Below are 5895 nucleotides of genomic sequence, written 5' to 3' on the forward strand. Positions count from 1 at the left end.
GGTGAATTCCTGGCCGTTCGGCAGACCGACGATTTCGATCGCGATGCCGGTTTCCTTTTCCCACAGCTCCTTGATCGACGGCGCACCGGCCGGGAACGGCTGCGTGAGCTGGCCGATCGAGCCGTCGGACAGGCCGAGCACGATCTTGGTCGGCGCCTTGCCGGCGCCCTTCAGCGCCTTCGCCGCCTCGATGGCGCGGCCTTCCGGCGTATCGGCGCCATACTGGTAGCGCTCGGCCCCTTCGAAGCCCGTCGGGCCGCCGATCATGCCTGGCGCCAGCGCGTCGGCCGCATAGGCACGGCCGGGACGAATGAATTGGGGTGCGATACCAGCAGCGGCCATCATGACGGCCGCCTTTCCTCCAGATGCCAGCAGCCGGCGCCGCGAGATGCGGATCAAGTCAGACATTGAAACTCCTCCCTCAGGGCCACGTTTCCTCCACGACCCTTATGAGGGATATTGACGACAGCATGGCAAGGCTGTCAACATCATAAATAATCAAAACACATCATAACATCGCAATAGGGCAAGGAAAATGCACAAAAACGGGATCCATCCGTCAAGCCGGATGCCTCAATTTGAGGGCACCCGACCCTTCCCGGCCCTGCGCAGCCCTGCCGGACCATTTGATTTAGCCCGGCGGCTTGCACATCGGCCAAGGGCGGATACATCATTTCCCATCAGAATCGCCGATGACGCGGAAGCCGTCACCAGCCGATCCGACGCATGCAGGAGATGAAAGACGGTGCGTTCCACCCTGACTGACATAGCCCGGGAGGCCGGCGTCTCGGCCGCCACCGTCGACCGCGTGCTCAACAACCGGCCCGGCGTACGGGCGCGCACGCGGGAAATCGTGCTCGAAATGGCGCAGCGCCTCGGCTACATCGCCGAAGGCCCGAACGGCACGCCGCCACGGCCCTCGCCCGGCGAGGTCATCCGGCTCGACTTCGCCCTGCCGGCCGGCACCAATTCCTTCATCAAGATGCTGCACCGCCACATCGAGGCACAGGCTCTGGCGCGGCCCGACCTCGATGTTCGTATCGCCACCATAGAGGGCTTCAATCCTGACCGGCTCGCTCGCCTGCTGCAGGATCTGCGCGGACAGACGCAAGGCGTCGGCGTCATCGCACTCGACCATCCGACGGTGCGCGAAGCGATCCGCTCCCTGTCGGCCAACGACATCAAGGTGGTGACCATCGCTTCCGACATCCTGCATGTGCCCAGGGTCGCGTATATCGGCATCGACAACCGCGCCGCCGGGCGGCTGGCCGGCTATCTGCTCAACCGCTTCATGGGATCGGGGCGTCCGGGCAAGGTGGCGCTGTTCGCAGGTTCGCTGTCCTATCGCGGCCACGAAGAACGCGAGATGGGGTTCCGCCACGTGCTGACCGAGGAATCACCCAATCTGCAGATCGTCGAAATGCGCGAAATGCTCGACGATCGCGAGAAGGCCTATTCGGAGGCATCGGCCCTGCTGGAGCGGCACCCCGACCTTGCCGCGATCTACAATGTCGGCGCCGGCAACACCGGCATCGCCCGCGCGCTCAAGGAGCGCGACCGCGCCCAGTCCATGGTCTTCCTCGGCCACGAAGTGACGGACGGGACCAAGGACCTTCTGCTCGACGGCACGCTCGACGCTGTCATCGACCAGAACCCGCGCGTCGAGGCCCGCGAAGCGCTCAACACCCTGATCCATGCGGTCCGGGGACTGCCCTATGAACTGCACCAACCAAGGCTGCAGGTGATCTTCAAGGAGAACATCCCGGAGATTTGACCTGTACGAGGCGGCGCCGCAAAGCGCCCGCCCGCTCGATGCTTCTAGTCTATTGGACGGCAGCGACTTCAGCCGCGGCGCCATCGACAAAGCTCTTGTCGACCCATTTGCCATAGTCGATCGAGCCCTTCAGCAGCCCGGCGCTGGCCATGAATTTCTCCTCGCCTTGCAAGGCGGCGATCGCGCCGTCCGTGAGTTTCGGATCCTGATGGAACACCCCGTCGGCATAGGTCTTGCGGACGGATTTTTCCGACGACTTGGTGGCCTCGACAAAGGTCTTGATCGTCTGGTCCGGATGGGCATCGGCCCAACGCGAAATCTCGATATCGACCTTCAGCAGCCGCTTGACCAGATCGGGATATTTCGCCGCGAAGGCGCCGTTGACCGAGATGACGTTGGGCACGTTCCATTCCGGATGAGTGCTGGTGTCGAACAGGACGCGCGCCTCGCCGGTGTCGACCAGCTTGGCCGCCGTCGAATCGGTCTCGACAATGGCGTCGATATCGCCGCGCAGCAACGCCGGGCCGGATGCCTCGAACGGCAGGTTCAGACCTTCGACGTCATTGGTGGTCAGGCCGACGCTGTTCAGCGCCTTGCTGAAGTTCGAATGCCGCACCGTGCCGGTGAGATAGGCGACCTTCTTGCCCCTGAGATCCTGCAGCGTCTTCAGCGGCGAGCCGGTCTTGACGACGATGTAGGAACCGCCGGCCTTCACATAGCTCGACAGGCCGATCAGCTTGACGTCGGCGCCGGACGCAGCAACCCGCAGCGCCGGATTGTTGCCGGTATAGGTGAATTCGATCGCACCGGTGGCCAGCGCGGTCGTCGCCTCCGAACCGCCATTGAAAGTCACCAGTTCGACCTTGATGCCGTCCTTGGCGAACTCCTTCTCCCACCAGCCGTCCTTCTGGGCGAGGATGAATTTGAGATGCCCCGGCGCGGTACTGCCGATGCGGATAATTTCAGGCTTGTCCTGCGCGAAGGCAGGCATGCCACCAAGGCCGATGACGACGCCAATAGCGCCCTTCAGCAGCAGCCGGCGAAGTGCGTCGAATGGAATGTTGGGCATGGGAAAAATCCTTCCTGGTTGGAATGAATGGACCGCTTAAATGAGCGAGGTCTCGGACTGGCCTTTCCAGGCTGTTGCCCAGCGCTCGAACCAGACGAGCAGGTAGTTGACGGTCAGGCCGATGGCGGTCAGCGTCAGGATGCCGGCGTGCATGTCGGCCGTTTCCATCATCAGCTGCGAGTTCTGGATGAGGAAACCGAGGCCGGATTTGGCCGCCAGCATCTCGGCGCCGATGACCGCGAACAGCGAGGATTTCACCGCCAGCCGGGCGCCGGCGACGATCGAGGGAATGCTGGCCGGCAGGATGACTTTGCGGAACAGATCGAAGTCGGACGTACCCATCGAGCGCGCCGCCTTGATCAGCAGCGGATCCACCGACTTGACGCCGCTGATCGTGTTGACGAGGAGAAAGAAAACCGAGGAGTAGAAGGTGATCGCGACCTTCGATTCCTCACCGATGCCGAGCAACAGGATGAACACCGGCAGCAGTGCGAATTGCGATGTGTTTCGCAGCGTCTGCACCAGGAGGTCGGAAACCTTCTCGAACAACGAATAGCGCCCCATCAACAGACCGAGGGGGATGGCCACCACCACGCCGAGTGCGAAGCCGATCGCGGCGCGCTGCAGGCTGATGCCGATATGCTCGATCAGCACGCCCGAAGCGAGCAGCGCCCACCAGGCGACCAGCACCTCGCTCAGCGGCGGAAAGAAGATGCGGTTCAGCCAGCCGAGTCGGGGCGCGATCTCCCACAGCAGGAAGAACAGGCCGAGCAGCGGCACGCCATAGAGGAACGTGCCGTGGCTTGCTTTCTTGCTCCGGATCTTGGCGCTGGCCTTGATGGCCGGGACCCTGGCGGCGGCTACCGTTTCGCCAGCGCCGGCAAACAGGTGGAGCGCTCCCGCGGAGCCAAACTTCTCGGTCAGATAGGCCATTGGTCCAGCTCCTCAGTGACTGAAGGCTGGCGACAGGGTCCAGTCCTTCTGCGCCTTGTTGACCTCGTCGCGCAGCACGTCCCAGACGCGGGCGCGATATAGATTGAATTCGGCGCTGGCGCGGATGTCGCCGTCGCGCGGTCGTGGCAGGTCGATGTCGATGATCTCTTTCACCGCGCCCGGCCGTGCCGTCATCACCACGACGCGGTCGGCGAGGAAGATCGCCTCGTCGATCGAGTGGGTGACAAAAATCACCGTGGTGTTGATCTTGCCCCAGATCCGCAGCAGCTCGCCTTGCAGAAGCTCGCGCGTCTGCTGGTCGAGCGCCGCGAACGGCTCGTCCATCAGCAGCACTTCCGGGTTGCTGGCCAGCGCACGCGCGATCGCCACACGCTGCTGCATGCCGCCGGACAGCTGGTTGGGAAAACGGTCCTCGAAACCGGCAAGGCCGAACAGCGCCAACAGATGGCGGGCTGTGGCGGTACGCTCGGCCTTGGCCACGCCGCGCACTTCCAGCGCATATTCGATGTTGGCGAGCGCCGTGCGCCAGGGAAACAGCGCATATTGCTGGAAGACATAGCCGGTCTTTGGATCGGGCCTGGTGATGCGCCTGCCGTCGAGCTGGACGTTGCCGCCGGTCGCCTGCGTCAGCCCGCCAATGATATCGAGCAGCACCGACTTGCCCGAGCCGCTCGGGCCGACCAGCGTGATGAACTCGCCCTTGCGGATGGAAAGATCGACGCCGTCGAGCACGGTGACGCGGTCGGTCGCCTCGCCATCCACGGTGACGAACTGCCCCGGCTTGAGCTGGAAGGTCTTGCTGATGTCGCTGACGACGATCCGGTCCATGTTCGGGCGATCCATATCTGTCTCCGATCGGTTCACTGCGCCACGCGGATGCGGTGCGTCGGGTCGAATTCCGAGCCGCCCGCCTTGCCGCGCTTCCAGCCAAGCGCGCGGGCATAGGAGCCGAACATCTGGCGGGCGTCGGCCTGAGCTTCCGTGATGCCGGTCGGCCCTTCGGCGAACTCGGCCACATAAAGCGCGTCGGTCGGGCAATAGATCTCGCAAAGAAAGCAGGTCTGGCAGTCCTCCTGGCGAGCGATCACCGGCACGCCATTGTCGGTCGCGTCGAAGACGTTGGCCGGGCACACCTTGACGCAGATGTCGCATTCGACGCAGCGCGTGGCCGAGACGATCTCGATCATGACGCCAGCTCCGCCAGCCGCTCAGGCGCACCTGCGATGCGGAACGCATCCACACCGGTGATGACCAGCCGGTGCGCGAAGGCCGGGCTCTTGCCCGGCAGATCGGTGCGGCGGTGCATGCCGCGGCTCTCGGTGCGGTGCAGCGCGGCGGCCACGGACCAACGCCCAGCAGCGGCGATCGAAGCTGCCTCTCGGGTACGGACCCGGTCCAGCCCCTCGCCTTGCAGATGGCTGCGCACGTCGCGCCAGACACTCTCCAGCCGCTCGCCGCTTTTCTCCAGGGCCTCGCCAGTGCGGAAGAAATTCTTGTCGAGCGGCGTGACTTCGCTACGCACCGCCTCGATAACTTCGCCCGCCGAGATGTCGGCCCTCGCCGATGATGCAGGACGCAAGCCGGCCTGGCCGAGCGATTGCACCGCGCTGCGGAACGCCTTGCCGGTCCGGCGCTTGGCATGGGTCGAGGCACCTTTGCCGGCCCACCAGCCGCTGGCCAGCGCCCAGGATGAATTGACGGCGCCGCCGCCTGATAGCGCACCGGTCATCATCTCGCGGCTGGCGGCATCGCCGGCAACATAGAGGCCGGGCACGCCGGTGGCGCAATCGTCGGAGACGATGTCGATGCCGCCGGTGCCGCGCACCGTGCCTTCGGCGCGCAAGGTGATACGGAACAGTTCGCTGAACGGATCGATGCCGGCGCGGTCATAGGGCACGAAGCAGTTCGGCTGGCCCTGGCGCAGCCAGCCTTGCAGCGCCGGCTCGGCCTGATCGAGCCGCGCGTAGACCGGGCCGTCGATCAGCGCGCGCGCCACTTCCTCCTCGCGGTCGCCGATGCCGTTACGCAACGGCTCGCCGGTCGGCCCGAGGATCGGCGAGCCGTTGCGTAACGGCATCGGCGACCGCGAGGAGGAAGT

The 5895-nt window shown here is 64.6% G+C and carries 6 protein-coding genes and 1 pseudogene; 1 reads left to right on the forward strand and 6 read right to left on the reverse strand.

Annotated elements, in window-relative coordinates:
- Positions 1-408: pseudogene (locus EN893_RS15230) on the reverse strand (sugar ABC transporter substrate-binding protein); the annotation flags it as partial.
- A 337-nt stretch (positions 409-745) separates the two neighbouring features.
- On the opposite strand from EN893_RS15230, the gene EN893_RS15235 reads away from it, so the two are divergent.
- On the forward strand, positions 746-1774 hold the full coding sequence (locus tag EN893_RS15235; protein WP_127269506.1) for a LacI family DNA-binding transcriptional regulator: 1029 nt from the start codon (positions 746-748) through the stop codon (positions 1772-1774).
- Positions 1775-1823: 49 nt separating this feature from the next.
- Here EN893_RS15235 and EN893_RS15240 read toward each other — a convergent pair whose 3' ends face one another.
- The 5 genes from EN893_RS15240 to EN893_RS15260 all read right to left on the reverse strand — a co-directional run.
- Entirely contained in the window at positions 1824-2843 is a 1020-nt protein-coding gene (locus tag EN893_RS15240; RefSeq protein ID WP_127270899.1) for an aliphatic sulfonate ABC transporter substrate-binding protein, read from the reverse strand.
- Positions 2844-2879: 36 nt separating this feature from the next.
- Entirely contained in the window at positions 2880-3776 is an 897-nt protein-coding gene (locus EN893_RS15245) for an ABC transporter permease (protein ID WP_128361627.1), read from the reverse strand.
- A gap of 12 nt (positions 3777-3788) precedes the next feature.
- The gene (locus EN893_RS15250) at positions 3789-4625 is read right to left on the reverse strand and encodes an ABC transporter ATP-binding protein (RefSeq protein WP_127270530.1); all 837 of its coding nucleotides are present in this window, start codon (positions 4623-4625) and stop codon (positions 3789-3791) included.
- Positions 4626-4657: 32 nt separating this feature from the next.
- Complete coding sequence (locus EN893_RS15255; RefSeq protein ID WP_127270526.1) at positions 4658-4984, reverse strand: ferredoxin family protein; 327 nt, start codon at positions 4982-4984, stop codon at positions 4658-4660.
- Positions 4981-5895: FAD-binding protein (locus tag EN893_RS15260; RefSeq protein ID WP_164900892.1), on the reverse strand; the 915-nt coding region annotated here is incomplete at its 5' end. The genes EN893_RS15255 and EN893_RS15260, both read right to left, overlap by 4 nt.

Origin of the sequence: Mesorhizobium sp. M7A.F.Ca.CA.004.04.2.1 (assembly GCF_004022825.1) — a bacterium.
GTDB lineage: Bacteria > Pseudomonadota > Alphaproteobacteria > Rhizobiales > Rhizobiaceae > Mesorhizobium.

Coding starts and splice junctions, on each gene's coding strand:
- EN893_RS15240 (WP_127270899.1), bottom strand. CDS start 2,843: ATGCCCAACATTCCATTCGACGCACTTCGCCGGCTGCTGCTGAAGGGC.
- EN893_RS15245 (WP_128361627.1), bottom strand. CDS start 3,776: ATGGCCTATCTGACCGAGAAGTTTGGCTCCGCGGGAGCGCTCCACCTG.
- EN893_RS15250 (WP_127270530.1), bottom strand. CDS start 4,625: ATGGACCGGATCGTCGTCAGCGACATCAGCAAGACCTTCCAGCTCAAG.
- EN893_RS15255 (WP_127270526.1), bottom strand. CDS start 4,984: ATGATCGAGATCGTCTCGGCCACGCGCTGCGTCGAATGCGACATCTGC.